Source organism: Pseudomonas sp. H3_C08 (assembly GCF_054669455.1).
This window is the reverse complement of the sequence record NZ_CP162803.1, coordinates 3947210-3973871: the sequence shown is the minus strand read 5'-3', so window position 1 is coordinate 3973871 and position 26662 is coordinate 3947210. Positions and strand designations below refer to the sequence as shown.

Sequence of the window (26662 nt, the reverse complement as noted above, 5' to 3'; positions counted from 1 at the left end):
GGAGCGTCGCGCTCCATGGGCACTTCAAAGAACAAAACTGCAGGTGACGTCATGGCCACACCCCAACCATTGCAATTGCTGGCTCCCTTGTCCGGTGTCCTGATCGCGCTTGAGCAGGTGCCCGATCCGGTGTTTTCCGGGCGCGTGATCGGCGACGGTCTGTGCATCGACCCGACTTCATCGACCCTGTGTGCGCCCATAGCCGGCGTCATCAGCAACGTGCAGGCCAGCGGGCATGCCGTGAGCATCACCGATGACCATGGCGTGCAAGTGTTGATGCACATCGGCCTTGATACCGTGAACCTCGGCGGACAAGGCTTCACCCGCCTGGTTGAAGAGGGGCAACGGGTTGCCGCCGGACAAGCGTTGATTGAGTTCGACGCCGATTACATTGCCCGGCATGCGCGCAGCCTGATGACATTGGTGCTGGTGATTAGCGGAGAACCGTTCACCTGGCAGGTCGCGTCGAGCGGATGGGTCGAAACCGGTCAGCCGTTGCTTGAGCTCGCCCGTACTCAGGCTTGTGGCGTGGATGCTGGCGCGGCAGAAGGTCAGGCCGTGTTCTCTCAAACGTTGAAACTGCCCAATCCCAACGGATTGCACGCGCGCCCGGCAGCGGTGTTCGCGCAAGCGGCAAAGGGCTTCGTGGCAAAGATTTACCTGCATAAACAGCAGGCTCAGGCCAACGCCAAATCCCTGGTGGCGATCATGGCGTTGCAGACCGCGTGCGGCGACAGCGTACAGGTCAGTGCGGTGGGCGAAGATGCTGACGCGGCAATCGAGGCGCTGACTCGATTACTGATTGAAGGCTGCGGTGAAACGGTGACGGCGGTGGCGCCAGTCGAGCTGGTTGAAACCGAGGTTCTGACCCTGCTGCGTGGCGTCTGCGCGTCACCCGGTTCGGCGTTGGGCCAAGTGGTGCAGATCAGCGAGCCGGTGTTCGACGTCAGCGAGTTTGGCGGCGGCGCAGACGGCGAGCGCGAGGCCCTCGCCAATGCCCTGATCGAAGCCGATCTGGCCTTGCAGCATTTGCGCGACACCGCCGCTGGCGAGGCCGAGGCCGAGATCTTCAAGGCGCATCAGGAACTGCTCGAAGATCCGGGGCTGCTCGATCAGGCCCAGGCATTGATCAGCGAGGGCAAAAGCGCAGCGTTTGCCTGGCGCGCGGCCACTGAAGAAACCGCGGCGATGTTTCGCCAACTGGGCAGTGCGTTGCTGGCTGAACGGGCGGCGGACCTGACCGATGTCGGGCGCCGCGTGCTCAAGCTATTGCTGGGGATTGGCGAGCAGGCGATGGAGCTGCCGCATGGAAGCATTCTGATTGCCGATCAACTGACCCCGTCGCAGACCGCCGGCATCGATACCAGCAAGGTGCTGGGTTTTGCCACGGTCGGCGGCGGCGCAACCAGTCACGTGGCGATTCTTGCGCGCGCTTGTGGTCTGCCGTCGATCTGTGGGGTGCCGGTGCAGATGTTGGCGTTGAGCAACGGCACCCCGGTGTTGCTCGATGCCGACAAGGGCGAATTGCATGTGCGTCCCGATCCTGCGGCCGTCAGTCAATGGCAGGCGCGGCACGCGCAACAGCGTCAACGCCATGAGCATGAGTTGGCCAGTGCATCGCTCGCGGCGCGGACCCGTGACGGCCATCACGTCGAGGTGTCGGCCAACGTCGCCTCGTTAGCGGAAACCGAGCAGGCCATGGCCCTTGGCGGTGCGGGTGTCGGCCTGCTGCGTTCGGAGTTTCTCTACCTGGGCCGTAATCATGCGCCGAGCCATGACGAACAGGCTGCGACCTACAGCGCCATCGCTCGCTGCGTGGGACCTGCGCACAATCTGGTGGTGCGCACCCTTGATGTCGGTGGTGACAAACCGCTGGCCTACGTGCCGATGGACAGCGAAACCAACCCGTTCCTTGGCGTGCGCGGCATTCGTTTGTGCCTGGAGCGCCCGCAGTTATTGCGTGAGCAGTTCCGGGCCATGCTCGGCTGCTGCGAGCTGACACGTTTGCACATCATGTTGCCGATGGTCACGCAACTGTCGGAGCTGCGTCTGGCGCGGCAAATGCTCGACGAGGAAATCCTCGCGCTGGGGCTAACGCAACGGCCGAAACTGGGGATCATGATCGAGGTGCCGGCCGCGGCGCTGATGGCGGACCTGTTTGCGCCGCTGGTGGATTTTTTCTCGATCGGCACCAATGACCTGACGCAATACACCCTGGCGATGGATCGCGATCACCCGCGTCTGGCCAGTCAGGCGGACAGTTTTCATCCCTCGGTATTGCGCCTGATCGCCATGACTGTGAAGGCCGCGCACGCCCATGGCAAATGGGTCGGAGTCTGCGGGGCAATGGCCTCGGAACGTCTGGCGGTGCCGTTGTTGCTGGGGTTGGGCGTGGATGAACTGTCGGTGAGCGTGCCGATGATTGCACCGGTCAAGGCGACGGTGCGCGAACTCGAGCTGGCCGATTGTCAGATCATCACCCAACAGGTGCTGGGGCTGGAAAGTGCCGGGCAGGTGCGCGAGGCGTTGCAGCTCTTTCACGAGGCAACCGTCGATACTTTACGGGTTCTGGAGAACTGAAGATGTTGGATAAATGGCAGAAGGCATTCTGGAAGGCCCTGACCCCGGATCTGGTGGTGGACACACCCGAAGCACCCGCCGAGCCGAGCGCCGGATTGAGCGCCGCGATCGTCGCGGCGCTGGGCGGTGTGGATAACCTGCAGTCACAGCAACCGCTGGCGTTGACGCGGGTGCGGGTTGTATTGCGTGATGTGTCGGGTATCGATCAACAGGCGTTGAGCGTCGCCGGGGTCGCGGGCGTGATGCCCTTGGAGGACGGTGTCGTGCACCTGATTACCGGGCTGCGATCTTAAGCCGACAGCTGATGTGCGGCCTCAGGTCGCCCTTACTGTTTCTCAACCGCAGGTGTATCGTATTCGCCTTTTGCAGGCTTTCAGGGCCTGTCGCTGATACGTGAGGTAGTTGAGTTCATGTCCTTTACCCGTCGCCAAATCCTCGGTGGCCTGGCCGGTCTTGTTGTCGTTGGTGTCGGTGCGGGGGGCGCGTCGCGGTATTGGCTGGGAAAAATGGCCGACGCCGAGGCGGGCCACGACTATGAGCTGATCGCCGCACCGCTGGACGTCGAGCTGGTGCCGGGGCACAAGACCGAGGCCTGGGCATTCGGGCCGTCGGCGCCGGGTACCGAGTTGCGGGTGCGTCAGGGTGAATGGCTGCGGGTGCGTTTCATCAACCACTTGCCGGTGGCGACGACCATTCACTGGCATGGCATTCGTCTGCCGCTGGAAATGGACGGTGTGCCGTACGTGTCGCAGCTGCCGGTGTTGCCGGGCGAGTATTTCGATTACAAATTCCGCGTGCCGGATGCCGGTAGCTACTGGTATCACCCGCATGTCAGCAGCAGCGAAGAGCTCGGGCGCGGCCTGGTCGGGCCATTGATCATCGAAGAGCGCGAACCGACCGGTTTCAAGTACGAAAAGACCCTGAGTCTGAAAAACTGGCACATCGATGACGAAGGCAATTTCGTCGAGTTCAGTATTCCCCGTGAAGCGGCGCGTGGCGGTACGGCGGGGCGGTTGTCGACCATCAACGGCGTGCCGACCCCGGTGATCGACCTGCCGGCCGGGCAGATCACCCGGGTGCGTTTGCTCAACCTCGACAACACGTTGACTTACCGCATCAACATTCCCGGCGTCGAAGCGCAGATCTATGCGCTGGACGGCAACCCGGTCGAACCGCGGCCGCTGGGCAAGGAATACTGGCTGGGCCCGGGCATGCGTATCTGTCTGGCGATCAAGGCGCCGGCAGCGGGTGAAGAATTGTCGCTGCGCAACGGCCCGGTGCGTCTGGGCACGCTGCGTTCAGTGGCCAATAACGATGCGCCGACTGACTGGCCGAAAGCGCTGCCGGCCAATCCGGTGGCGGAGCCGGACCTGGCCAATGCCGAGAAACTCAACTTCAATTTCGAGTGGGTCGGCTCGGTATCGGTCAACGTCGACAACGGCAGGCCGCCGAGCCTGTGGCAGATCAACGGCAAGGCCTGGGACATCACCGACAAGACCTGCGCCGACCGGCCGATTGCCAGTCTGAAACTGGGGCAGAGCTACATCTTCGAATTGAAGAACATGACCCAGTATCAGCACCCGATCCACCTGCACGGCATGAGTTTCAAGGTGATCGCGTCGAACCGGCACAAGATCATTCCGTACTTCACCGACACCTATCTGCTGGGCAAGAACGAGCGCGCGCAAGTGGCGCTGGTGGCCGATAATCCGGGGGTGTGGATGTTCCACTGCCACGTGATCGACCATATGGAAACCGGCCTGATGGCCGCCATCGAGGTGAAGTGATGCGCCAGATTCGCCCTGCCGCGATCATCGACCGCAGCCGTGACCGCGATTTCATGCGCGAAGCCCTGATCCTTGCCGAACAAGGCGCAGCCCTCGGCGAAGTGCCGGTGGGTGCAGTGCTGGTGCAGGACGGCGAGATCATCGGTCGCGGTTTCAATTGCCCGATCAGCACCAGCGACCCGAGTGCCCACGCGGAAATGGTCGCCATTCGCGAAGCCGCGCAGGCGGTGGATAACTATCGTCTGCCGGGCAGCACGCTGTATGTGACGCTGGAGCCGTGCAGCATGTGCGCCGGTTTGATCGTGCATTCGCGGGTGGCGCGGGTGGTGTATGGCGCGCTGGAACCGAAAGCGGGGATTGTGCAGAGTCAGGGGCAGTTCTTCACTCAGGGCTTTTTGAATCACCGGGTGTTGTATGAGGGTGGGGTGTTGGCGGAGGAGTGTGGCGCGGTGTTGACCGAATTCTTTCGCGCCCGAAGAGCAAAAAGCCCCTCACCCTAACCCTCTCCCGGAGGGAGAGGGGACTGACCGGGTTGAATGGGCGATCTGCGCCGACCTGAGTTATCGAGTTGAACTCAAGTCTTGAAAAGCTCAATGATCAGCCCCCTCTCCTTGGGGTGAGGGGGCTCACCGCGGTGTTTGGGCGATTGGATTATTTACGAGCGACAATCACCGCACGCATCGGCGCCGGCAATCCTTCGATGGTTTTGCTGTGGTCCTCGGGATCAAGGAAGTCGCTCAGCGACTGATACTTCATCCACTCAGTCCCGCGCTGTTCTTCAACCGTGGTTGTGCTCACGTCCACGCAACGAATATCGGTGAACCCGGCACGGCGCAGCCACAACTCCAGCGCCGGCACCGACGGCAGGAACCACACATTACGCATCTGCGCATAACGGTCTTCCGGCACCAGCACCTGATGCTTGTCGCCTTCGACCACCAGCGTTTCCAGCACCAGTTCGCCGCCCTTGACCAGGCAATCCTTCAGCGCCAGCAAATGCTCGATCGGCGAGCGACGGTGGTAGAACACGCCCATGGAAAACAGCGTGTCGAAGCCTTCTAGGTTTGGCGGCAGGTCTTCGAACGGAAAGGGCAGGTGCCAGGCATTGGGTTCTGACAGATAACGCTGCACGGCCTGGAACTGGCAGAAGAACAGCCAGTTCGGGTCAACACCGATCACACTGTCCGCGCCGGCACCGAGCATGCGCCACATGTAATAACCGTTGCCACAACCGACATCGAGGATGCGTTTGCCCTTCAAGTCGAGGTGCGGAGAGACACGCGACCACTTCCAGTCCGAACGCCATTCGGTGTCGACGTGCACCCCAAACAAATCAAACGGGCCTTTGCGCCAGGGCGACAGGCCCATCAGCGCGGTACGCATCTGCGCGCGGGTTTCCTCGTCGCAGTCGGTGTCGAGTTTCAGACCGTTGAGCAGGTCGACTTCGCTCGGCTGGATTTTCGGCAGGGCATCCAGCGCACTTTGCCAGCGCTCCAGGTCGCCGTGACCTTTCTCCATTTTCTTGTCGAGTTGCGCTTGCAGGGTGTTGGCCCATTCGGCCAGTGGTGTGCCGGCCAGACGGCGGGCGAGGGGGGACAGATCAATCATGGCAAGGCAATCAACGAGGCAAAGTTAAGACACTGGAACCACGGCACGACTTTCGAGAACCCGGCGGCCAGCAGGCGTTCGCGGTGTTCTTCGAGGCTGTCGGGCTTCATGACGTTTTCGATGGCGCTGCGCTTCTGGGCGATTTCCAGTTCGCTGTAGCCGTTGGCGCGTTTGAAGGCGACATGCAGATCGGTGAGCAGCGCGTGTTCTTCGGCATCGTTGAAGCGCAGCTTCTCCGAGAGGATCAGCGCGCCGCCCGGCAGCAGCGATTGGCGAATGCGCGAGAGCAACGCCGTGCGCTGATCGGGGGCGATGAATTGCAGGGTGAAGTTCAGCGCCACCACCGAGGCGGGCTGGAAGTCGAGGGCGAGAATGTCGCCTTCGATCACTTCGACCGGCAGCAACTCCTGGAACATCGAGTCCTGACCGTTGAGGTATTCGCGGCAGCGCTCAACCATCGCTGCCGAGTTATCCACAGCGATTACCCGGCAACCGTCGGTGCGTACGTGGCGACGCAGGGCTTGAGTGACAGCGCCCAAGGACGAGCCGAGGTCGTAGAGCACGCTGTTCGGCTGGGCGAACTGCGCGGCGAGCACGCCGAGGTTTTCGACGATGGTCGGGTAACCCGGCACCGAGCGCTTGATCATGTCCGGGAACACCCGCACCACGTCTTCATTGAAGGCGAAGTCAGGCACCTGGGCCAAAGGCTTGGCGAAAATACGATCGGGTTCTTTGCTCACGGCGGTTCCGGCGGTGTAAATGGAAAGGCCGGCATTTTAGCCAAAAGGGCGCGGGGATGCTTGGGTTGTCTGATAAAGCGTGGGAAAGCGGGTTTAGAAAGGCTGAATGACCAGGTTCGCTAGGCGAGCTTGGTCATTCATTATTTAACGCTGATTACCGAGGTTGCAGTAATACGATGTAAGTAGATTTGCCGGCGATTTTCAGTTCCTGATTACGCTCGTTGACACCCTTGAAATCAAAGTCGATTTGGTAATGCAGTTTCTCGGCTGTGGCCTCAATCACCTCTACATTGAACGTTCCGCTTTTTGCCGTGTATTGAAACGAGGTTGTAAAGCCGGGGATGGTACCCGTTTCAAAATAATAGGCATCATGGAAAGGGAAGCCTGGATCAGTAACAGGGTAGTTGCCCGATTTAATGGTTTTATCAAATACGAGTACCAGACCTTTTTTACTGCGATGCGAATAATCTTGAGAATTTGCACGGGTCACCAGTGCAATCTGATCACTTGCCGGATCAGCATCGAACTCCACAATCTGGCTGTCGAATTTCACTCGGCCAGACACCGTTGCAAGTGTTTCAGCACTGACGGTAATGATAGGTTCCGCAGTGTTGGAAAGTGTTGCGTTTTTACTTTTGAAAAAGCTCATGAAGTTCTTCCTTGTATTACATGGGATTGTATAACGCCAACGAATACTAGGGAGAACAAAAATCATGAACTACTGTCAGAGTTGACAGGTTTTTATAATATTTCGAGATAAAAGGGCAACTATTGGCTTATAGCGTGCGCTTGAGTTGTTCCACTCTTTCGAATGACGAGGCAGTGATGCCCCATTGGCCCAGCCAGTAGCTGAGGATGATGACATACGGTGCAGCGTGAAATGGCGATACAAACCGGTCAATGCCAATCACGCTGTCGGAGAACACAAACGCCACTGCACCGCCCGCCGCCAGCAACGCCGAGCGTTTCGGCACATCGGTGCCGAGACGAGCAAGCGCGCGCCAGAGCATCGCGCTGATCGCAGTGCCGTACACAATCACCGGCACCAGCAACGGACCTAACCCGCTGGAAATCAGAATCCCCAGTAAGACCGCTCCAACACCGAGCGCGAGCACCAAGGGCATCACCGCCAAACGCTTGCAGTCGCTCAGATAAGCCTTCAGGTACGCCAGATGTGCGATCAGAAATGCGCCAAGTCCAAATACAAACAAATCGCCTGGCCATGCCAGCAACACATCACCCAGCAACGAGAAAATCAGGCCGAGACTGATCCAGCGCCGATAGTCGCTGGGCGGTGCGTCATGGAGCCAGCCGAGCAGCGCCAGCACCGGCAATGGTTTGACCAACAGACACAGTAACGCCGCGTGGGTGCTGACACCGTAGAGAAACGTCACCGCGCCCATCAGCGCCAGAATCAGCCAGCCCACGATCAGTTCACCGAAATGGCGCAGTCAAAGGTTTCCACTGGCAGCACTTCCGGTGCCCATGGCTGTTGTGAGGTCAGGCGCAGACGCCCAGTGCCGGGGGCAAATGCTTGAAAGCGCCAGGTCGATACGCCCGCTGCGCCGACGACGCCGGCGTCTTCCGGATTGCTATAGACCTCGGGGCTGAGTGCACGCAATACGCCGCCAGCCGAATCCTGAATGGCCCAGCGATAGCCGGTGGTCGGGTTGCTTGGCAGCATGATGATGAGGTTTTGCCCGTTAGTCAGCCGTACGGGGCATTCGCTTTGTTTTTCCACGGTCACGTTGTGTTTCGGTTGTGTGGCGCAGGCGGCCAGCAACGAAAGGGCGAGGGGGACAAACAGGCGAGTGGGGGACATAAGGTCAGAGGCTCCGGCGTTTACGACGAACGGCGAGCATAACTGAAGATGAGACAAAGTGTGACAACGCCAAGCCCTCACCCTAACCCTCTCCCAGAGGGAGAGGGGACTGACCGGGGGATATTCCAGAAGTCCACCGACCTGAAATAGATCATTGAATCCATAATCGACTCGGTGTTTCAGGTCGATGTATAGCGCAAGACAACTCGGTCGGCTCCCTCTCCCTGTGGGAGAGGGCTGGGGTGAGGGGCTGTTTGTCAGAACAGGATCTTCGCCACATCGGCAAACTTCTTCGCGAAATGCACCGTAATGCCTTCCTTCAGATAATCCGGCAATTCCTCAAAATTACCCCGGTTCGGCTCCGGCAGAATCAACTCGAAAATCTTCTGCCGGCGCGCCGCAATCACCTTCTCGCGCACCCCGCCAATCGGCAGCACATGCCCGGTCAGGGTCAATTCGCCGGTCATCGCTACACCTTTCTTCGGCGGCTGATTGCGTGCGAGCGAGAGCAGGGCGCTGGCCATGGTCACGCCGGCGCTCGGGCCGTCCTTCGGTGTCGCGCCTTCCGGTACGTGCAGGTGGACGAAGGCTTCGTCGAAGAACTTCGCGTCGCCGCCGAATTGTTTCAGGTGCGAGCTGACGTAGCTGTAGGCGATCTCGGCCGACTCCTTCATCACATCACCGAGTTGCCCGGTGAGTTTGAAGCCACGGTTAAGCGTATGAATCCGCGTGGCTTCGATCGGCAACGTCGCGCCGCCCATGCTGGTCCACGCCAGACCGGTAATCACGCCAGTACCGGACAGCACTTGTTCGTTGCGAAACACGGGATGGCCGAGTGACGCTTCGAGGTCTTTCGGCCCGAGTTTGATCACCGCTTTCGGCTCGTCGATCAGCTTCATCACCGCTTTGCGCACCAGTTTGCCCATTTGCTTTTCCAGCTGACGCACGCCGGCTTCACGGGCGTAACCGTCGATCAAGGCTTTGAGCGCGGTGTCGCTGATGCTCAGGCTGCCCTTGGACACGCCGGCCTTTTCCAGCAGTTTCGGCCACAGGTGACGCTTGGCGATGGCGACTTTTTCTTCGGTGATGTAGCCCGACAGGCGAATCACTTCCATGCGGTCAAGCAGTGGGCCGGGGATTGAATCCAGAGTGTTGGCGGTGCACACGAACAGGACTTTCGACAGGTCCATGCGCAGGTCGAGGTAATGGTCGAGGAATTCGACGTTCTGCTCCGGGTCGAGGGTTTCCAGCAGCGCCGAGGCCGGGTCGCCCTGGTAGCTCTGGCCCATCTTGTCGATCTCGTCGAGCATGATCACCGGGTTCATCACCTCGACGTCTTTCAACGCCTGCACCAGTTTACCCGGCTGTGCGCCGATGTAGGTGCGGCGGTGGCCCTTGATCTCGGCTTCGTCGCGCATGCCGCCGAGGCTGAAGCGGTAGAACGGCCGGCCGAGGGATTCGGCGATGGATTTACCGACGCTGGTTTTACCCACGCCCGGCGGGCCGACCAGCAACACGATGGAACCGCTGATCTCACCTTTATAGGCACCGACGGCGAGGAACTCGAGGATGCGATCCTTGATGTCGTCGAGGCCGGCGTGGTGTTTGTCGAGGATTTTGCGCGCGTGCTTGAGGTCGAGTTTGTCCTCGCCGTAGACGCCCCACGGCACTGACGTCGCCCAGTCGAGGTAGTTACGGGTGACCGCGTACTCGGGCGAACCGGTCTCGAGGATCGACAGCTTGTTCATTTCCTCTTCGAGGCGCTTCTGCACCTGCGCCGGCAGGACTTTGCCTTCGAGGCGCTGCTCGAACTGTTCAAGGTCGGCGCTGCGGTCGTCCTTGGTCAAGCCAAGTTCCTGCTGAATGACCTTGAGTTGTTCTTTAAGGAAGAACTCGCGCTGATGCTCGCCGATCTTGCGGTTAACTTCCGCCGAAATCTCTTTTTGCAGGCGCGCGACTTCGACTTCCTTACGCAGCATCGGCAGGACTTTTTCCATGCGCTTGAGCATCGGCACGCAGTCGAGCACTTCTTGCAGTTCGGGGCCGGTGGCTGAGGTCAGCGCGGCGGCGAAGTCGGTCAGCGGCGACGGGTCGTTGGGGCTGAAGCGGTTGAGGTAGTTCTTCAGTTCTTCGCTGTACAGCGGGTTGAGCGGCAGCAGTTCTTTGATCGCGTTGATCAGCGCCATGCCGTAAGCCTTGACCTCGTCGGTCGGCTCGGTGGGCTGGTGCGGGTATTCGACCTCCACCAGATACGGCGGGCGGTGGTGTTTCAGCCAGGTCTTGATGCGCACTCGGCTCAGGCCTTGGGCGACGAATTGCAGTTTGCCGTTCTCGCGGCTGGCGTGGTGGACTTTGACCAGGGTGCCGTATTGCGGCAGGGCGCCGGTGTCGAAGTGGCGCGGGTCTTCCTGGGGCGTGTCCATGAAGAACAAGGCCAGGGAGTGGTGTTCGGATTTGCTGACCAGTTCGAGGGTCTCGGCCCACGGCTCTTCATTGACGATGACCGGCAGGACTTGGGCCGGGAAGAACGGGCGGTTGTGGATCGGGATGATGTAGACCTTGTCCGGCAGGTTCTGGCCGGGCAGGGCGAGGCCTTTGCCGGAGGAGGTGTGTTCGATGTTTTCGGCTTCGGTGTAGTCGTCGGGGTTTTCCGGGAATTCTTGCTGGTCGCTCATGGGGCACCTGCGCAATGGAGTATGGGTCTTAGATGGGGCAGGCCTTGGGTGGTTTCAATGGGGGCAGACGTTTCTGCTTGTGTGTTCAGGGTTTTGACAGGGTTTCTCTGGACCTGGCGACCTCTGTTGTTTGGCTGAACGCCGCCCGCAGCACGCTCGCGCCCAATGGGCTGCGCTATTTCGGCAGGGGGCAGAACTGTGGCATTGGCGATAAAAAACCACCGGGCAGTCAAGCCCGGTGGTTGTTGGCAATGCGCAGTTACACCTGACGCTTATTTCACCTCGGTCATTCTCAAATCACTGACCAGCATATCGATCAAGGTCCCCAGGTATTTGAAACGCTCATCTTTTTTCTCCCAGCGATCAATGAAAAACAAGCCGTGGTCATTGACCTGAATCGGTGTCTCAACGATGTCGTCGGCCCTGGATTTATGCACCAGACGGAGCTCGCCCGTATCCGTATTTTCGATCATGAACATCCCGGGCCGGGTCAGTTTGCTGCGCTCGACGGCCGGCGTCAGGGCTGGTTTTTTCTTGCCGGCGACGGCCACGTCCAGCAGGAAATCGCTGCGCAAGGCCCGGCTATTGGTTCCGCGCTCGCTGGCCACCGCTCTCCAGGTCCCGCGATGGATATCTCTGGCCAGTTCCGGAGCGGTGTCGCGTACGTGGAGACTGACCGCCGAGAGGGTATCCGCCAGACCCGGCACACCCAGGTTGTAGTTAGTGTGGGCATTGCCGATAAGGGCCACCCACTTATGCGGCCCATTTAACAGTTGGTCGGCTTCGATCACTTGGGTGGCAAAATAGCTGAACATCTCGTTTCGCGAGATATCTTCGTTAAACACACCCTTGAGGTGGTAAGACGCCGTGCAATCGAGGGCCCTGATACGGACTTTGTACTTGGCCGCCGCCTGGAGGACCTCTGTGTAGGTATCGTTACCTTTATAAGTGGGCATTTGGCCACGATCCTGAACGCGCAGGTAATTCTTCAGTCTGTCCGGCATGCGCTGTGTCCGAAAAAAGTATCCAGATCGGCCTGGTGCAAATCGGTGAACAGATGTTCCACGTAGAGCGTGTCATACCCGGCTTGCTTGAGCGCCTGCATGTACTTTTTCAGCAACGCTTTGCTCGATACGTGGCTATGGGCCTCGCCGATCAGCAGGTTCAAGCGGCCGTCGGCCACCAGCCGCAAAAACTCCTCGAACTTGATGTCTGAGGTGAGCGTCGGGAGCGTGGCAGCGTCAGGGGGCGTGTAATGAGTAAACGTGTCCCTGGCTTTTTTCTCCAGACGCTTGCGGTTGGCGATGAACGCATCGTGCGCCTGTTGTTCTTTCGGTACGGTCGGGGTATAGCGTGAGTCCATGGCTTTGGGCTGATGCAACATCCTCGCGATATCGTTACGCATGGCGGGTGGAATATCGTATTCGCTGAAATGCTCGACAGCAGGGGCAATCGATGCTGGCCGGGAGACGGGTTGAGGCGCCTTGTACGCCGTCGGCCGTTGCACACGATAATCGCCCTTGGCGGCCGAGTCCCCGGGGATTGCCCCGGCTGAATCGAGGCTGATGCGTGCCGCCTGATCCTGTGCGACATCTTCCACGCGCACGGCGACAGCCGCGTGCAGGTCGGCCAGGCCGGGGGTGTTGTCGAAGGTGCTCATGCGTGATTGTTCGGTGAGGACCATCCAGCGCTCCTCAGGCGCATCGGCGATATCGACGGCCAGCGTCTTGTGCGAATAGAAATTCCTGATGCTGTTGCTGCGAGGGGTCAATGGCGAGACGTCGTCCAGTACCATCACTCCTTCCAGTTGATAGCTGGTCGACGCATCCAGCGCATGGATTTTCAGACCCTTTTCGCGCGCTTTACGCACCAGTGCCAGATAAGAGAATGGCGCTTTTTTCTCATGCCCCAGCGCAAGGTCGACGACTTTAAGATGTTTTTCGATGTGTTTCCAGGTTCCGCCCTTATTCAGTTTTTCCAGCTTGATTTTGAAGACATCGCCCGCCAGGTATTCCACGTAAAGTCGCTTGAAGCCGTTGCTCACGAGTTCGTCCACACCCTCGATCAGCAACTGTTTACTGGCGATCGAGCCGGGCTGGGCGCCGATCACCAGATTTTTTCCTTTGACGGCGTCGCTCGCCAGTAACTGGGCAAACGACAGGTCGTCGGCGACTGGCGGGACTTCGGCGCGGGCTGGCAACGGGGCAAGTTCGGCGAAATGCGCGGTGGCGTCGGTGCTGAGCTTTTCGACCTGCTTCAGGTAAGCGGTGCGCGCCGGGACGAAACTTTCCACAAACCCGGCAAGGTAAATTTGCGGATCGATGCCGCTGAAGTCCTGACTGTTTTTGAGCATGTTCTCCCGGATTTGCGGGTTCATCACCATTTCGATGCGATCGTGGTATTTGGACTTCACACCATAGACCTTTTCCGGGCCGGGTGTCTCTGGCACGACCTCGTACTCGAGCGCACCGCCGGCCAAACCACTGCGCACCAACTTTCCGTCTGCGTTGCGCACGGTCAGGATGGTGCTCGAGGTGAGTTCGCCGGAATCCGGATTGGCTCGGTAAAGCAAAAAACGACCGCTGGAGTCAGGATCTTTGTCGATATAGAACAGCTCATTTCTGTACACCACCGGACTCATTTCATTCCGCTTGGGGCCAGGTTCCACTTGTTCGATCACGGTCATGACATCGCGTTGTTCGTTGCTGACACTGGCGAGGCTCTGCCGCACAGGCCGGCGCACAGTTTTGAGCGAACGCAGCGCCGGACGCAGGTCGGTCAGCAACGCGCCGACACTGTTGAACAGATAACCGAGCAGGTGCTGGAACGCTTCGCCGTGGTCACCCTGACGGTACGCGTGCAGCACGAGCATGGCGTCCTTGAACGCCAGGAGCAGGCCGGTGCTCAGGCTCAGCAGCGGGAACGGCGCCGTGGCAATGGCGGTGAACCATTCGACACTGGTCCAGACCAGACCGGCGATCATCTCGGCACGGCTGGTGGTGGTGGCGTTAACGTCGTCGATACGACGTTGCAACTTCATGTCGTAAAGGACAGTGCGCAGGTCACTGACCGCCGCGACTGCGCGGGTCGAGTCGTAACGTGCAGGGCTGGGCGTGGTTTTATTGAGGTCTTTGGGCAACCCTTTCTTGATGTTTTCAAGGTATGTGCGAACCCGGGTTCGGGCACTGACGTCGACGCGCAACGTCAGGTATTCGAGCATGCCGGACTGCTGTTGAAGCAGGTAATTGAACAGCCGCGCTTCGCGGAAAGCGACGCCGTCGGGCGCTTCCGGGGTGTAGAGCAGAACCGGGTTGGCGCCATGGCTGAACAGCCACGCATCGAGCACCCATTCGCCGTCGATCATCAAACGGTGGAGTGGATAGGTCGTGCGCATGGCGCCGGAAGTTTCAGCCATGCTGTCGATACTCTGCTCCAGCCATTGCAGATCATGGCTGGCGATATGGCCCTGCAGCTGGCATTCCAGCGCGGCGCTTTTCATCTGGCGCTGGGTAATGGCCAGGGTCGTGTTGCGCCGAAAGTCATAGCCTTCGCTCGTCGAACTTTGCAGTTCAGCCTTGACCTTGTCGATGTAGCGCTGGCCGATCCACACACCGGTGACCGAGCGCGCGACATTCTGTGCGGTCAGGTTGCTGAGGTCGATGCCCTGCGGGCCTCTGAAACGCGCCGAGCGGGAAAATTTTTCATCGAGAAAACCGACGCCGTCGGCGTAGCCATCGCGATACAGCGTGGTGTAGTTCAGCGGTTTTGGCGTCCACGAGCGCACGATGGCGGTCGGCGAGTAAGCCCAGACGGTATCCGGATCGACATCGTTGGTGGTGCGCTTGAGCAAGCGGTTCAAGCTGATTTTGGCTTGCTCGTGCACGTAGTCATCAAACGCCGGAAAGCGGCTGCCCGACAAGGCATGCTTGTTGAACGCGCGCAAGGCGCCTTCGGCGTCTTCACTCAGGGTCGTCAGCTTTCGGCGGTTGGCAGCCGTGGTGGAGCGATACCACAGCGGTGTACAGAAATCGTAGTCGTCGATCCGTGTGGCGAGCACATGTTCAGCCATCGTGCGCAGGCAATCGGGATGACTGCCGGTGTGAGCGAACGTGACCTTTTGATGCTCCAGCGCCTCAGGTTTGAAACTCAGTCCGGCCAACACGTGGCGCAGCTTTGCGCGAAAGCGCATGGGCGCACGGCTGATCAGGTAGCCGGCCATGCTGTCGGCGGCATCACTGTGTTTGGCCCAGCCCAGCAGGTGGGTCTGGCATTCGCGCTCACTGTCGAAGGCCTGGAATTGTTGCGTTCGCGGCGCCTGTGGTGTGCACAGCAACAGCCGTTTGAGCGCGCCGCCGTCATCGTTCTGGCGCAGCACCCACAAATCCTGCAACTGGGCGCCGTGCAGCGACAGGGTGGCGGCGCGCAGGCGCGCATCGCTACCGTCACGCAGGCGCTGGATCAGTTGCAGGTCACTGTCGAGCAAGTGCCCTTGCAGCACCGCCGTGTGAGCGAGGGCGACGATACGTTTATCGAGCATCTGCTCGATGGCGGGTTTGATTGCGGGCCTGGCCTGCAGCTCATTTTGCAAGTGATTGAAGTCAATCCGAGGCTGCAGCTCCACGGCTTGCCTGATCAGCCACGCCGGCGTCACGTCCGCGTAGGCTGGCGGCAAAGGCGCGTCATCGTAGGTGAGGGTGGTGTACTTCAAAAACTCCGAGCCCGGTAATTCATCGCCGGTGTGCGGGCCGCGCAAGGACAGCTCGAGCAAACTGGATTGATGCACATAAACGCCGTAGCCCGGCACTCGGCGATCGGTCGCAAGGCTTAACTTTGCCGGCTCGAGATCGTCGATTTCCAGGTCTTCGCTCAGGCGCTCCAGCCATTGCTGGCGGGCCAGTGCCGTCAGACTGCCGGCCGGCTCCATCAAGTCGAGCAGGTCTCGCCGCGCCTGCTGATAGTTGCGCAGATGCTGCGCCAGTGCGTCTTTTTGCGCGGTGCTGGCGCTTCGAAACCAGTCCGGTGCGCTGTAGCGCAGGTGGCGCTCGAACAAGGTTTGCGCGCGTAATTCCAGACGCGACGTGAGATCCGGCAGGGCAGCGGCAATGGCGCGGTCCAGCGCGGTGAGCAATTGCCTGGGGTCTTGCTGTGGGTTTTCGGCGAAGCTCAAGGCGCGCTCGATATCCTGCGTGCGTTTTTCGATCAGCGCGTCGTAGGTGTGTTCGAACAACGGTCTGCTGTCGATTGGCGCGAGCAGCAGCGGCCAGATCCCTGCTGCGCCGACGGCGTGATAGCGCGTCGGCAGCATGGACATGAACTCCTCGCTACCGCTGGCCTGGTTCAGCAATGTGCGCAGTTGGTTGTCGAGATCAGCAAGGGAGTTGAAGAATTCGATGCCTCTTGCGGGGGTAAACAGCAGGGCGAAACCCATGCTCTGGTCGGTCAGCAGGTCCTTGACTCGGCGAGTGTCCTTTTCCGTGACCACAAAGGCGCCAGCCAGCTCAACGGTGGTGTCTTGATAGCTGAACTGCAGCGCGTACATGGCCGGACGCAGCACCGGCACCGCATCGAGTTTTTGCAGCAGTTCGCCGGCTTGCGGGTGCAGCAAGCGGTCGGTGACGGCCTGTCTGGCTTCGTGGCCGATGGCGGTGAAGCCTGCGTCATATTTGAGGAAGGTTTTCGCCGGTTTATCGTCGATCCGGTCGCGTTGATCCATGTTGATCAGTTGAGTGGCCAGCCTGACTTTCAGGGTGGCGATCAGTTGTTTGCCTTCGTCGCTTTGCAGATCGCTGTTTTCCAGCGCCTGATACAGCTCGCGGCTGCGTTGCAGGTAGCTGGTGCGATAGGTTTTCAGTTGTTCGTCGAGGCGTTTCAGAAAGGCCTGTTCGGTACTCGGTTTTTGTTCGGGAAGCAGCGGGGTTGATGTATTGAACAGGTGATGGGCGATCGCGTTGAGATCGTTTTTGACCTCTTCGGAGGTGGGGGGTGTGGCGAGGTTCATGGGCATTTTTTCCATGCTGAGGGTGAGCGGCCAGCATGGCGAGGGGCAGTGGGGGGCGGGTGGTATATATGTATAGGGGGGTTATTGGTCTGTCGATGTAGAGCTTGGGTTCGACTCGGTATTTCACGTGGGCATGCGTCTGCCCTACACCTGTGACGGAACGGCAGACGCACGTTTAACCTGACGAGTGAAATCCTGACCTGTTTGTTAGACAGGGTGAGTCAGCTCTTGGAGAAAAAAGTATCCGTTACCGGTGAGTTCTCGTGTTTCATCACCGTGGCGTGCCTTACCGGAAAGTTGCAAATTGTCGAGGGAGTATAAGTACAGGCCGCTATTGAGTTGACTTACAGAAATGTCGGAAGAGGATGTCACTTCATAGTCATAAAGCTGAATACCTCGTTCGGTCACGACATTTTCAAGGTAGCCAGCGATTGCAGGGTCCAGCAGCTTGCGAAGCGAGATGGAGATGGTTCGTTGGCTCGATGAACCGTGGTTATCTTCGAAAGAAAAATTGTAACCGCCGAGCTCGTTGAAAGAGGTGGAAATGCTGGTTGTCGCGAAGCTGGTCAGATTAACCGGCGTACCGCCAATGGTGCCTTTTACATTAACGTTGAGAATACCGTTTACCCAAACTGCTGGGGATGCCTTTGGATGGGTCATGGGGTGCTTCCTGTGCCTGATTTTGGTTGGAGAAGGAAGTCTGATTGGGCGGGTGAAGACAGTGAACTGTCATATCTGACAGGTTTTTATACGTGTTCGCGATGAGCCTTCTTGATAGGAGTTATATAGCAGGCACAGTGTTGATCAAGTGCGGGGCAGGCTTGCTCGCGAAAGCGCTGTGTCAGTCAGTCCAACTGCCGAATGCGCTGACGCCATCGCGAGCAGGCTCGCTTCCACAGAGGGTTAGCTGTGTGTTGGGGATTGGCGGATTTCGTGGTTATCCAGCACGCGGTTCACGGCCAGTTCGGCGAGCATGATGATTTGCTGGATGGCCAGAATCGTGCGTCGCTGCGGCAGGTCGATGTAGGCGGCGATGTCGCTGGTCATGAGGCTGGCCTGGGCCAGCGATTCGCAGGCGTGGACCAGCAGGCTTTCGCTGTCCTGTTCGGGGGCAACCTGGAACATGGTGCTGGGTTTGTGAAAGCGCAGGGTCAAGGCGTTGGGTTTGAGGTAGTGGTCGAGCGCGCGTTCGGCGGCTTCGTGGAATCGCTTCGAGCCGGGGAATTCGTAGGGGGTGGTGTCTTCGATTTCGGGGGGATTGGGTGTCGGCTTTTTCATTTGTTGCTCCTCAGGAATTGGGCCATTCCTCTAATTGCCGCGACGCAAAAAGAGGGTGGCAGCTGTACGCGGGTTCGCGGACCGACCTGAGCATTCGGCATACCCGAAGGTATCCCGCGTACAGCCACCATAAAACAAGCACTCGGGGTGCTGCTGTTAAGCGGCGGCAATTATGCCCCAGAAGTCGGGCCGCGACGCCCGTTCGCTGAATTTGCAGCGACCCCCCGAGCCTATCCAGCCGATTTCCGAGGCACAACCGACGCGACTTGTCGGAAAACTCCGCGCAATTTTCAACGTCTGTAGGACGAGCACCTTTCCCACGGATAAACACTTTTCAACCTGTGGGAGCGAGCCTGCTCGCGAAAGCGGTGTGTCAGGCACCGTAGATGTTGAATGTGCTGACGCCTTCGCGAGCAGGCTCGCTCCCACAGGGTTCTCCGGTGGATTCAAAATGGGTGTGCACAAAAAAAGGCGATGTCCCTTGCGGGACATCGCCTTCATTTTTACCGCCGCTAAAACTTACTCCGGCAGTTTGTAGGCAATCACGTAGTCACCCATCTTGGTGCCCAGCGAGCCGTGACCGCCGACAACCAGCAGCACGTATTGCTTGCCGTCCTTGCCGGTGTAGGTCATCGGAGTTGCCTGGCCGCCAGCGGGCAGACGCGATTTCCACAGCTCTTTACCGCTGTTCACGTCGTACGCGCGCAGGTACTGGTCGAGGGTGCCGCTGAGGAAGCCGACGCCGCCGGCCGTGACCATCGAACCGCCCATGCTAGGCACGCCCAAGTTGAAGCCGATCGGGATGGGCGAGCTGTCGCGGCTGGTGCCGTTTTTACGTTTCCACACGACTTTGCCGGTGGTCAGGTCGATACCGGCGACGTAGCCCCAGGCCGGGGCCTGGCACGGTACGCCGAATGGCGACATGAACGGGTGCATGATCACCGCGTATGGCGCGCCGGTGTTTGGCTGCACACCAGCGGTTTCGCTTTCGCGTTTGCTGCCGGCGGCGACTTGCTCGCGTGGCACCATTTTCGAAACGAAGGCCATGTAGTTCGGGCTGGTGAACAGCATCTGGCGAACCGGGTCGACCGAAACACCGCCCCAGTTGAACACGCCAACGTTACCCGGGTAGATCAGGCTGCCCTGTTCCGACGGCGGGGTGTACTGGCCTTCATAACGCAGTTCCTTGAACTGGATGCGGCACAGCATCTGGTCGAACGGGCTCGCGCCCCACATGGCTTTTTCGGTCAGTTCCGGGGCCAGCAGGTTGAGGTCCGAACGGGCCTGGGTCGGTGCGGTGTGGTCGCCTTTGACGGCGCCTTGCGGGACCGGGATTTCCTTGATCGGAATGATCGGCGTGCCGTCACGACGGTCGAGGACGTACAGGCTGCCCTGTTTGGTCGGAGCGATCAGCGCCGGTTTCACGCCGTCGGCGGTTTTCATGTCGAGCAGGGTTGGCTGGCTGCCAACGTCCATGTCCCACAGGTCGTGGTGGGTGAACTGGTAGTTCCAGCGCACTTTACCGGTGGCCAGGTCCAGAGCAACTACACCGGCGCTGAATTTCTCGGCGCCCGGGGTGCGGTCAGCGCCCCACTGGTCTGGGGTCTGGTTGCCCAGTGGCAGGTAAACCATGCCGAGTTTTTCGTCGACACTGGCCAGCGACCACATGTTCGCCGAGTTACGGCTGTAAGTTTCGCCCGGTGCCAAAGGCTCGGTGGCGTCTGGCTTATCGCTGTCCCAGTTCCATACGAGGTGACCGTCGCGCACGTCGAAAGCGCGGATCACGCCCGATGGCTCGTTGGTCGATTCGTTGTCGGTCACGTGACCGCCCATGATCACCAGATCACGGGTAATCGCCGCTGGCGAGGTGGAGTAGTAGCCACCAGCGGTGAACGGGCCGATGCCTTGGGTCAGGTCAACCACACCGTTGTTGCCGAAGCCTTCGCAGATCTTGCCGGTGTCGGCGTTCAGGGCGATCAGGCGAGCATCAGCGGTGGGCAGGTACAGACGACGCGGGCAAGCCTGCGCAACGGCTTTGCCAGCTTCGGAAATCACCGCCGAGGCAGCGTTTTCAGTTTTCGCGTAAGCGGCTTCGTCGTAGTACGACACGCCACGGCAGGTCATGTGGGCGAAGCCTTTGAAGCCGACCGGGCTCTTGATCTGCGGATCGAAGCGCCACAGTTCTTTGCCGGTGTCCGGGTCCAGGGCCAACACTTTGCTGTGCGCGGTGCACGCATAGATCATGCCGTTGGCTTTCAGCGGAGTGTTTTCATTGGTCAGCTCGACCGGGTCATCAGCGGTCGGCAAGTCGCCGGTCTGGATGCGCCAGGCTTCTTGCAGTTTGCCGACGTTGGCCGGGGTGATCTGCTTCAGCGGCGAGTAGCGGTCACCGAATTCGGTGCGGCCGTAGGCCTGCCAGTCGCCATCGGGCATGGCTGGCGCGGTGCTGGTGGTGTCCGCGGTGTCGCGGCCCAGTTCGCCGAAGGTTTCGCCCGGGTGGGTGAACAGGCTGGCCAGAGCGGTGACGCCGGCCAGCACCACAGCGACGGTCAGACCGCCAGTGCCCATCGGCGCCGGGCCGTTAAGCAGCAGCGGACGACGGAACCACGGCAGCAGCATGACGAAACCGAGGACAAACCACAGCGCCAGACGTGGCACCAGTTGCCACCAGTCCAGACCGACTTCCCACAGCGCCCAAACGGTGCTGGCAAACAAGACGATGGCGTACAGGCCCAGCGCCGCGCGACGGCGCATCAGCATCAGAATGCCGGACAGCGCGATGCCGATACCGGCCAGCAGGTAGTACAGCGAGCCGCCGAGCATGCTCAGCTTGACCCCACCGGCCAACATGGCCAGGCCCATCAGTAGAAGCAGAATGCCGAGCAGGCTCGGTAGCAGACGGCCCCGACTCGAAGCACTTACGGTGCTCATAGTGTGATTCTCCGTGACGTTTATGTAGTCCCGCGCTGTAGTCACTTTAGATGACGATTTGGCACAGGCATGGTTCAGATAAAAACTTGTCTAGCTAACGAATTTCTTTTTTGTAGGAGTGAGCCTGCTCGCGATGGCGGTGTTTCAGTCACTGGAGATGTCGCCTGAAACACCGCTATCGCGAGCAGGCTCACTCCTACAATGGATTTACGTAAATCGTTTAGAACGAGGACTGGATCTTGATCCCGCCGATCAGGGCGTCGTCGACGTTGTTCACGCCACCGGGGTGGCGGATGTATTGCAGGTTCGGGCGTACGGTCAGCCAGTTGGTCACGTGCACGCCGTAATACAGCTCGGCGCTGTATTCGGTGTCTTGCGGCGGCAGGAAGGACGGATCGTCGTAGTCGTACACGGCGTTGGCGCGGTTGCTGGCTTCGGCATTTTTGCGGAAGGCCGGGTTGACGTGCACGCGGGCGAGGGCGAAACCGATGTCATCCTTGGCGCGCGCATCGAACGGGCCTTTGTAGGTGATGCCGGCCTGCACGTAGTTGTCGATCGCGTTGGTTTTCTTGTCGTGCATCGTGCCGTTGGCGAACACGCTCAAGCCGCGCGAGTTATCGCTGGCCATGCTGGTGATTTGCTGCTGAATACCCAGCCACACGCCGTGTTTGCTCGACGCGCTGCGATAGGCTTCACCGCTCAGGGCCGCCGGTTGGCCGTGGCTGTCTTTATAGACGTCGCTGGCGTTGGCGTTGCTGTAGTAGTAACCGGCACGGTATTCACCCGGCAGGCCGTTGAGTTTCGGCGTCCACACCAGTTCGATCGGCAGGATCGCGCCCTGGGTGCCGCTGCCGCTGAGTTTGAAACCGTTGCCGCGATCGAGGTTCGACGGGTTCTGCTCGTAAGCGCCGACCTGTGCGTACAGCTCTGGGGTCAGGTGATATTTGACGCGCAGCGCCCATTGGCTGACCGGCCAGTTGTACCAGATGCCGCCGACCCAGTTGCCGACCTGCGAGCCGCAGAACGCCAGGTTCTGGAAGTCGCACGGGAAGCTGTTGAAGTCTTCGCCTTCACCGAAGCGACCGACCTTGATGTCGAGTTTCTGATCGAAGAATTTCTGCTGATACCACATCTGCGTCAGGCGCGTGGTCTGGCCACGGCCCCAGACTTCCTGGGCCGAGGTGAAGCCGCCAACGCGCGGATCGTTGATGCGGTCGTTGCTGATGTTGTTGCCGCTGCGTTTGGTGATGGTCAGTTGAAATTCGGCGTCGTCCCAGCCGAGGATCTTTTGCAAGTCCAGGTGCGTGCCCAGGCCGAACTGATCGCTATAGCGCGCAGTGCGGTCGTGGTCGTAGCCGCCGTGCAGGTTGCTGCCCATTTCGCCGGTGTAATCGAGCTTGAAGTCGTAGCCTTTTTCCGAGAGTTCGGTGCGCGTGCCGTTCCAGTCACCGAGCATGTACGGTGATTCACTGTCGAACGCGGGCGCCGCTTGAACGCAAGTGGCGAGGCCGAGGGCGGTAAAGCCGCCAAGGGTGCGCAGGGTTGAGATAGCGCTGTCTCGGGAGAAGGAAAAGTCGGGCATGGCTCAGTCTTTTTTTGGTGTTTTCGGGGTGCAATTCGAGCGCTTCAATATGTCGCAGGCAGTGAAGCGATTCAGCGGAAGGGCGGCAGGATAAAGATCTGTTACAAAAAGACAAAGGCCTTTTGTGAACATGCAGCGTTTCGGATTCGGTAACAGTGCGGCAAACGGGCGCATTGTCGGCCGGGTCGTGGCCTGCGATCTTTCCAGGTTGGCCTACATTTGAAGTCAGGCCTTCCACCCGGTCAGCCCCTCGGCTAAGGTGCGCGGCTTCCGCATTTTCACTTCGCCCAAAGGCCTGGCATGAACGAACAAACTCCCGATCCGCTGCACGGCGTCACCCTTGAACAGATCCTCAATGCACTGGTGAGCCATTACGAATGGTCGGGACTGGCCGAGCGCATCGATATTCGCTGCTTCAAGAGTGATCCGAGCATCAAGTCGAGCCTGACGTTCCTGCGTAAAACGCCATGGGCGCGCGAGAAGGTCGAGCGTCTGTACGTGAAATTGATGCGCACCAAGCGACCGCTCTGAAATGCATACCGGTTGTTGGCGCCGCCGCCTGATCACCTGCGCAGCCATATTGGGCTGGGCGGGGTTGGGCATTCAGCTTTATCTGATTTTCTTCGCACGTTTAAGCGTCGGCGCCAGCCTGTTGGGCGGGCTGGTGAGCTTTTTCAGCTACTTCACGATTCTGACCAACACGCTGGTGGCGACGGTGCTGACCTGTGCCGTGACCGCTCGCGAAACCGCCGCGCGCCGCTGGTTTTTGCAGCCGTGGGTCAGCAGTGGCATTGCCGTGAGTATTGCTGTGGTCGGGCTTGCCTATAGCCTTTTGCTGCGGCATTTGTGGCACCCGGAAGGCTGGCAATTTATTGCTGACGAGTTGCTGCACGACGTGATGCCGCTGCTGTTTCTTGGCTATTGGTGGCTCTGCGTACCGAAAGGTACGCTGCGGTTGGGGCATCTGCCGGTGTGGCTGATCTATCCGCTGGTGTATTTCATCTACGCCTTGCTGCGCGGGCATCTGCTCGGCGCGTATGCGTATCCGTTCATTGATGTGGCGGTGTTGGGTTATTCACAGGTGCTGCTGAATGCCGGGGGGATATTGCTGGGGTTTGTGGGGATTGGCTTGCTGGTCATTGGCCTCGACCGCTGGAGGCTTGCACGAAGTTAAAGCACCTGTAGGAGTGAGCCTGCTCGCGATGGCGGTGGATCAGTTACAAATTTATTGACTGACACTCCGCTATCGCGAGCAGGCTCACTCCTACAAGGGATATCACTCTTCTTCCGATCCTTCAGCGCGCCAGTAGCCGACGGCTTTGATGAGTTGTTCATCCAGCCCATGCTCATCGATCAGCACCCGGCGAATCTGCCGTGAAACTTTCGTTTCGGTCGCCACCCACGCATACAGATTGCCTTTAGGCACCTGCAATTGCTTCACCGTCGCCAGCAGGTTGTCCTTGCTACCTTCGCGCAACACCCAGATCACATTGACCTGCGCCGCGCTTTCGAGCACTTGCTGTTCGGCGCCGTTTTCCACTTCGATCACCACCAAGGCCTTGCGATTGGCCGCCAGGCCTTCGAGGCGGCGGGCGATGGCGGGCAGGGCGGTTTCGTCGCCGATCAGCAAGTAGCTGTCGAAAATATCCGGGACGATCATCGAGCCGCGCGGGCCGCCGATGTGCAGGAATTGTCCTGGCTTGGCTTGCTCAGCCCAGGTCGACGCAGGGCCGTCACCGTGCAGGACAAAATCGATGTCCAGTTCCAGCGCATCGAGGTCGTAGCGACGCGGCGTGTAATCACGCATTTCCGGTTTTGGTCCATCGTCCTTGCCGGCGCCGAGCACCATGGTCTCCAGCGCGGCGGCTTGTTCGGCGTTCTGCGGGAACAACAGTTTGACGTGATCGTCAGTGCCCAGGCTGATAAACCCGGCCAGCTCCGGCCCGCCGAGGGTAATGCGGCGCATGCGCGGGGTCAGGTCGACCACGCGCAGGACTTCCAGCTTGCGGCGTTTGATTTCGTGCATCACACGGTGAATGGTTTGGGTATCGACTGCAGTCATTCGGCTTTCTCCGGGGCAGGTTGAACGGCAGGGCCGTCGACGATGGCTTTGGCGGTGTCGTTGAGCAGGTCACGCACGCGCAGGATTTCTGCGGCGCTCCAGCGGCCGTGGTGCATTTGCAGGGCATGGCGCAGGTTGTGCACGGCTTCGTGGATTTCCGGCGGCCGATCATGGCCACGTAGTGAGCGTTTGCTCACATCGATCCGCATGCGCACGCCGTCCAGCGCGACCGCTTGCTCACTGAGAGATAAACGACCGGCCTCGGTGACGCTGTAGCGTTTTTTACCGCCCTCGGCGTCGCCAGTGATCAGTTCGCTCTCTTCGAGAAAGGTCAGGGTCGGGTAGATCACCCCGGGGCTGGGGCTGTACGCGCCGTCGAACATGCCTTCGATCTGGCGGATCAGGTCGTAGCCGTGGCACGGCTGTTCGGCCACCAGCGCCAGCAGCAGCAATTTCAGGTCACCGGGGGCGAATACCCGTGGGCCGCGGCCGCCGCGCTCACGTCCGGGGCGCTTCTCGAAGCCGTCACGGCCGTCGCCGTGTTCGCGGTGGGGGGAATGATGGTCTCTCATTTCGGTCTTCTCTCGTCGTGTTTAGATACAACTTAAGATATATCTTAATGTCTATGCAAGACGTTTTTCCCCGCGTCGCGACCTCGGCTGACGAGCGGCAGCCCACCCACCAATGCAAGCGATGATTTTTCGGCGGGATGTAAGTCAGCGATAACTTGAAAGTTAAAGTCATCACTCTATTTGATGTAGAGTATATGTTCTAAATGACCCTGAGTTGCCGTACTGTCGGGGCGAAGTTGCTGTATGGTTTTTTAATTTAAACTGTCTGTAGGGGATAACTTACAGTTACTGTTTCGAATATCGTTATTTTGTTCTTTTTTCTGGCGGGTCATGGGGTTGTTTAACTACGAGGTTATCGGAAGTTGCTTGCTTACTTTCCAGAGGCAACAGTCGATGATGCCTAGGCGTTGAACGTTCAAGTTGATCTGGCTCAACTCGGGCAATGATTTACCTGAACTTTCAATGTTCATCCCCCTATCAAGAAAACAGGTACATAACGATGTTCAAGAAACTCGCAATCGCCGCTCCACTGGCTCTTCTGGCACTGGGTTCCACTGGCGCATTCGCCGCTGGTGAAGCGTCGCACTCGATCAGCCTTGTCGCGCATGTGCCGACCAACGGTTTCTATGTGGTGCCGACCGATCCGGATCTGGTCAACAAGGACCAGGACATGAGCTATCAGCCAACCACCGGCAAGATGCGCGACGTCAATGGCTTCTTCGACGTGCGCAACAATAACGGCTCGGTACACGCCAGCCTCGAGAGCCTGCCAAAACTGATCTCGGGCAGTACTTCTATCGAACTGCGCGTGCTGTTCAACAACAAGGAACTGACCCTGACTCCGCAACTGGTCGTGGGTGAAGCCGAGTCCGACGTCAACTACCGTGCGCCGCTGAACATTAGCGCGGTGGGCAACAACTTCCAGCCAGGTGATTACACCGGGGCCGTGGCGATGATCTTCGACGCCGTGACGCCATAACAGCAGTCACTTGATCGATCGATCAGGCACTAAGCCCAACTTCAATGT

21 protein-coding genes are annotated in these 26662 nt (G+C 59.4%); 7 read left to right on the top strand and 14 right to left on the bottom strand.

Annotated elements, in window-relative coordinates; translation table 11 throughout:
- Positions 1–51: 51 nt before the first annotated feature.
- The 4 genes from ptsP (at position 52) to tadA (ending at position 4867) form a co-directional block, all read left to right on the top strand.
- Positions 52–2580, top strand: a complete 2529-nt coding sequence (gene ptsP, locus AB4N74_RS18080; protein WP_460096819.1) for a phosphoenolpyruvate--protein phosphotransferase — start codon at positions 52–54, stop codon at positions 2578–2580.
- Between the two features lie 2 nt (positions 2581–2582).
- Complete coding sequence (locus tag AB4N74_RS18075) at positions 2583–2873, top strand: PTS transporter subunit EIIB (protein ID WP_460096817.1); 291 nt, start codon at positions 2583–2585, stop codon at positions 2871–2873.
- Between the two features lie 117 nt (positions 2874–2990).
- Complete coding sequence (locus AB4N74_RS18070) at positions 2991–4367, top strand: multicopper oxidase family protein (RefSeq protein WP_093430630.1); 1377 nt, start codon at positions 2991–2993, stop codon at positions 4365–4367.
- Complete coding sequence (gene tadA / locus AB4N74_RS18065; RefSeq protein ID WP_257356049.1) at positions 4367–4867, top strand: tRNA adenosine(34) deaminase TadA; 501 nt, start codon at positions 4367–4369, stop codon at positions 4865–4867. The genes AB4N74_RS18070 and tadA overlap by 1 nt, the downstream gene beginning before the upstream one ends.
- A gap of 151 nt (positions 4868–5018) precedes the next feature.
- On the opposite strand, the gene cmoB is transcribed toward tadA, so the two are convergent.
- The 12 genes from cmoB to AB4N74_RS18005 form a co-directional block, all read right to left on the bottom strand.
- Entirely contained in the window at positions 5019–5975 is a 957-nt protein-coding gene (cmoB, locus tag AB4N74_RS18060; RefSeq protein ID WP_460096816.1) for a tRNA 5-methoxyuridine(34)/uridine 5-oxyacetic acid(34) synthase CmoB, read from the bottom strand.
- Positions 5972–6715 (bottom strand): carboxy-S-adenosyl-L-methionine synthase CmoA, encoded by a 744-nt coding sequence (gene cmoA / locus AB4N74_RS18055; RefSeq protein WP_007916813.1) that lies wholly within the window; start codon positions 6713–6715, stop codon positions 5972–5974. Before cmoA ends, cmoB begins: the two co-directional genes overlap by 4 nt.
- A gap of 154 nt (positions 6716–6869) precedes the next feature.
- Positions 6870–7364 (bottom strand): hypothetical protein, encoded by a 495-nt coding sequence (locus tag AB4N74_RS18050; protein WP_099757089.1) that lies wholly within the window; start codon positions 7362–7364, stop codon positions 6870–6872.
- A gap of 127 nt (positions 7365–7491) precedes the next feature.
- Entirely contained in the window at positions 7492–8142 is a 651-nt protein-coding gene (locus AB4N74_RS18045) for a lysoplasmalogenase (RefSeq protein WP_460096813.1), read from the bottom strand.
- A gap of 2 nt (positions 8143–8144) precedes the next feature.
- A complete protein-coding gene (locus AB4N74_RS18040; RefSeq protein ID WP_093430626.1) occupies positions 8145–8537 on the bottom strand; it encodes a protease inhibitor I42 family protein in 393 nt (130 codons plus the stop codon).
- A gap of 257 nt (positions 8538–8794) precedes the next feature.
- Complete coding sequence (lon, locus tag AB4N74_RS18035; protein ID WP_095122462.1) at positions 8795–11212, bottom strand: endopeptidase La; 2418 nt, start codon at positions 11210–11212, stop codon at positions 8795–8797.
- A 272-nt stretch (positions 11213–11484) separates the two neighbouring features.
- Positions 11485–12216 (bottom strand): membrane-targeted effector domain-containing toxin, encoded by a 732-nt coding sequence (locus AB4N74_RS18030; RefSeq protein WP_460096811.1) that lies wholly within the window; start codon positions 12214–12216, stop codon positions 11485–11487.
- Entirely contained in the window at positions 12201–17210 is a 5010-nt protein-coding gene (locus AB4N74_RS18025) for a membrane-targeted effector domain-containing toxin (RefSeq protein WP_460096809.1), read from the bottom strand. The genes AB4N74_RS18030 and AB4N74_RS18025 overlap by 16 nt, the downstream gene beginning before the upstream one ends.
- A gap of 207 nt (positions 17211–17417) precedes the next feature.
- A complete protein-coding gene (locus AB4N74_RS18020; protein WP_460096808.1) occupies positions 17418–17870 on the bottom strand; it encodes a hypothetical protein in 453 nt (150 codons plus the stop codon).
- A gap of 243 nt (positions 17871–18113) precedes the next feature.
- Entirely contained in the window at positions 18114–18488 is a 375-nt protein-coding gene (locus AB4N74_RS18015; protein ID WP_460096806.1) for a DUF6124 family protein, read from the bottom strand.
- A 519-nt stretch (positions 18489–19007) separates the two neighbouring features.
- Positions 19008–21419 (bottom strand): glucose/quinate/shikimate family membrane-bound PQQ-dependent dehydrogenase, encoded by a 2412-nt coding sequence (locus tag AB4N74_RS18010; protein WP_460096804.1) that lies wholly within the window; start codon positions 21417–21419, stop codon positions 19008–19010.
- A gap of 220 nt (positions 21420–21639) precedes the next feature.
- Positions 21640–23001, bottom strand: a complete 1362-nt coding sequence (locus AB4N74_RS18005) for a carbohydrate porin (protein WP_093430619.1) — start codon at positions 22999–23001, stop codon at positions 21640–21642.
- 300 nt (positions 23002–23301) lie between these two features.
- Between AB4N74_RS18005 and AB4N74_RS18000 the strand changes: the two genes are divergently transcribed.
- Positions 23302–23532, top strand: a complete 231-nt coding sequence (locus AB4N74_RS18000) for a VF530 family protein (RefSeq protein WP_007916799.1) — start codon at positions 23302–23304, stop codon at positions 23530–23532.
- Position 23533: 1 nt separating this feature from the next.
- On the top strand, positions 23534–24175 hold the full coding sequence (locus tag AB4N74_RS17995) for a Pr6Pr family membrane protein (RefSeq protein WP_460096802.1): 642 nt from the start codon (positions 23534–23536) through the stop codon (positions 24173–24175).
- Between the two features lie 102 nt (positions 24176–24277).
- Here AB4N74_RS17995 and AB4N74_RS17990 read toward each other — a convergent pair whose 3' ends face one another.
- Positions 24278–25063, bottom strand: coding sequence for a siderophore-interacting protein (locus AB4N74_RS17990; RefSeq protein ID WP_093430617.1), 786 nt, complete (start codon positions 25061–25063; stop codon positions 24278–24280).
- A complete protein-coding gene (locus AB4N74_RS17985; RefSeq protein WP_093430616.1) occupies positions 25060–25635 on the bottom strand; it encodes a PadR family transcriptional regulator in 576 nt (191 codons plus the stop codon). The genes AB4N74_RS17990 and AB4N74_RS17985 overlap by 4 nt, the downstream gene beginning before the upstream one ends.
- Positions 25636–26134: 499 nt before the next feature.
- Here AB4N74_RS17985 and AB4N74_RS17980 point away from each other — a divergent pair, with 499 nt between their 5' ends.
- A complete protein-coding gene (locus AB4N74_RS17980; protein ID WP_099757076.1) occupies positions 26135–26614 on the top strand; it encodes a CS1 type fimbrial major subunit in 480 nt (159 codons plus the stop codon).
- The last annotated feature ends 48 nt before the right edge of the window (positions 26615–26662 follow it).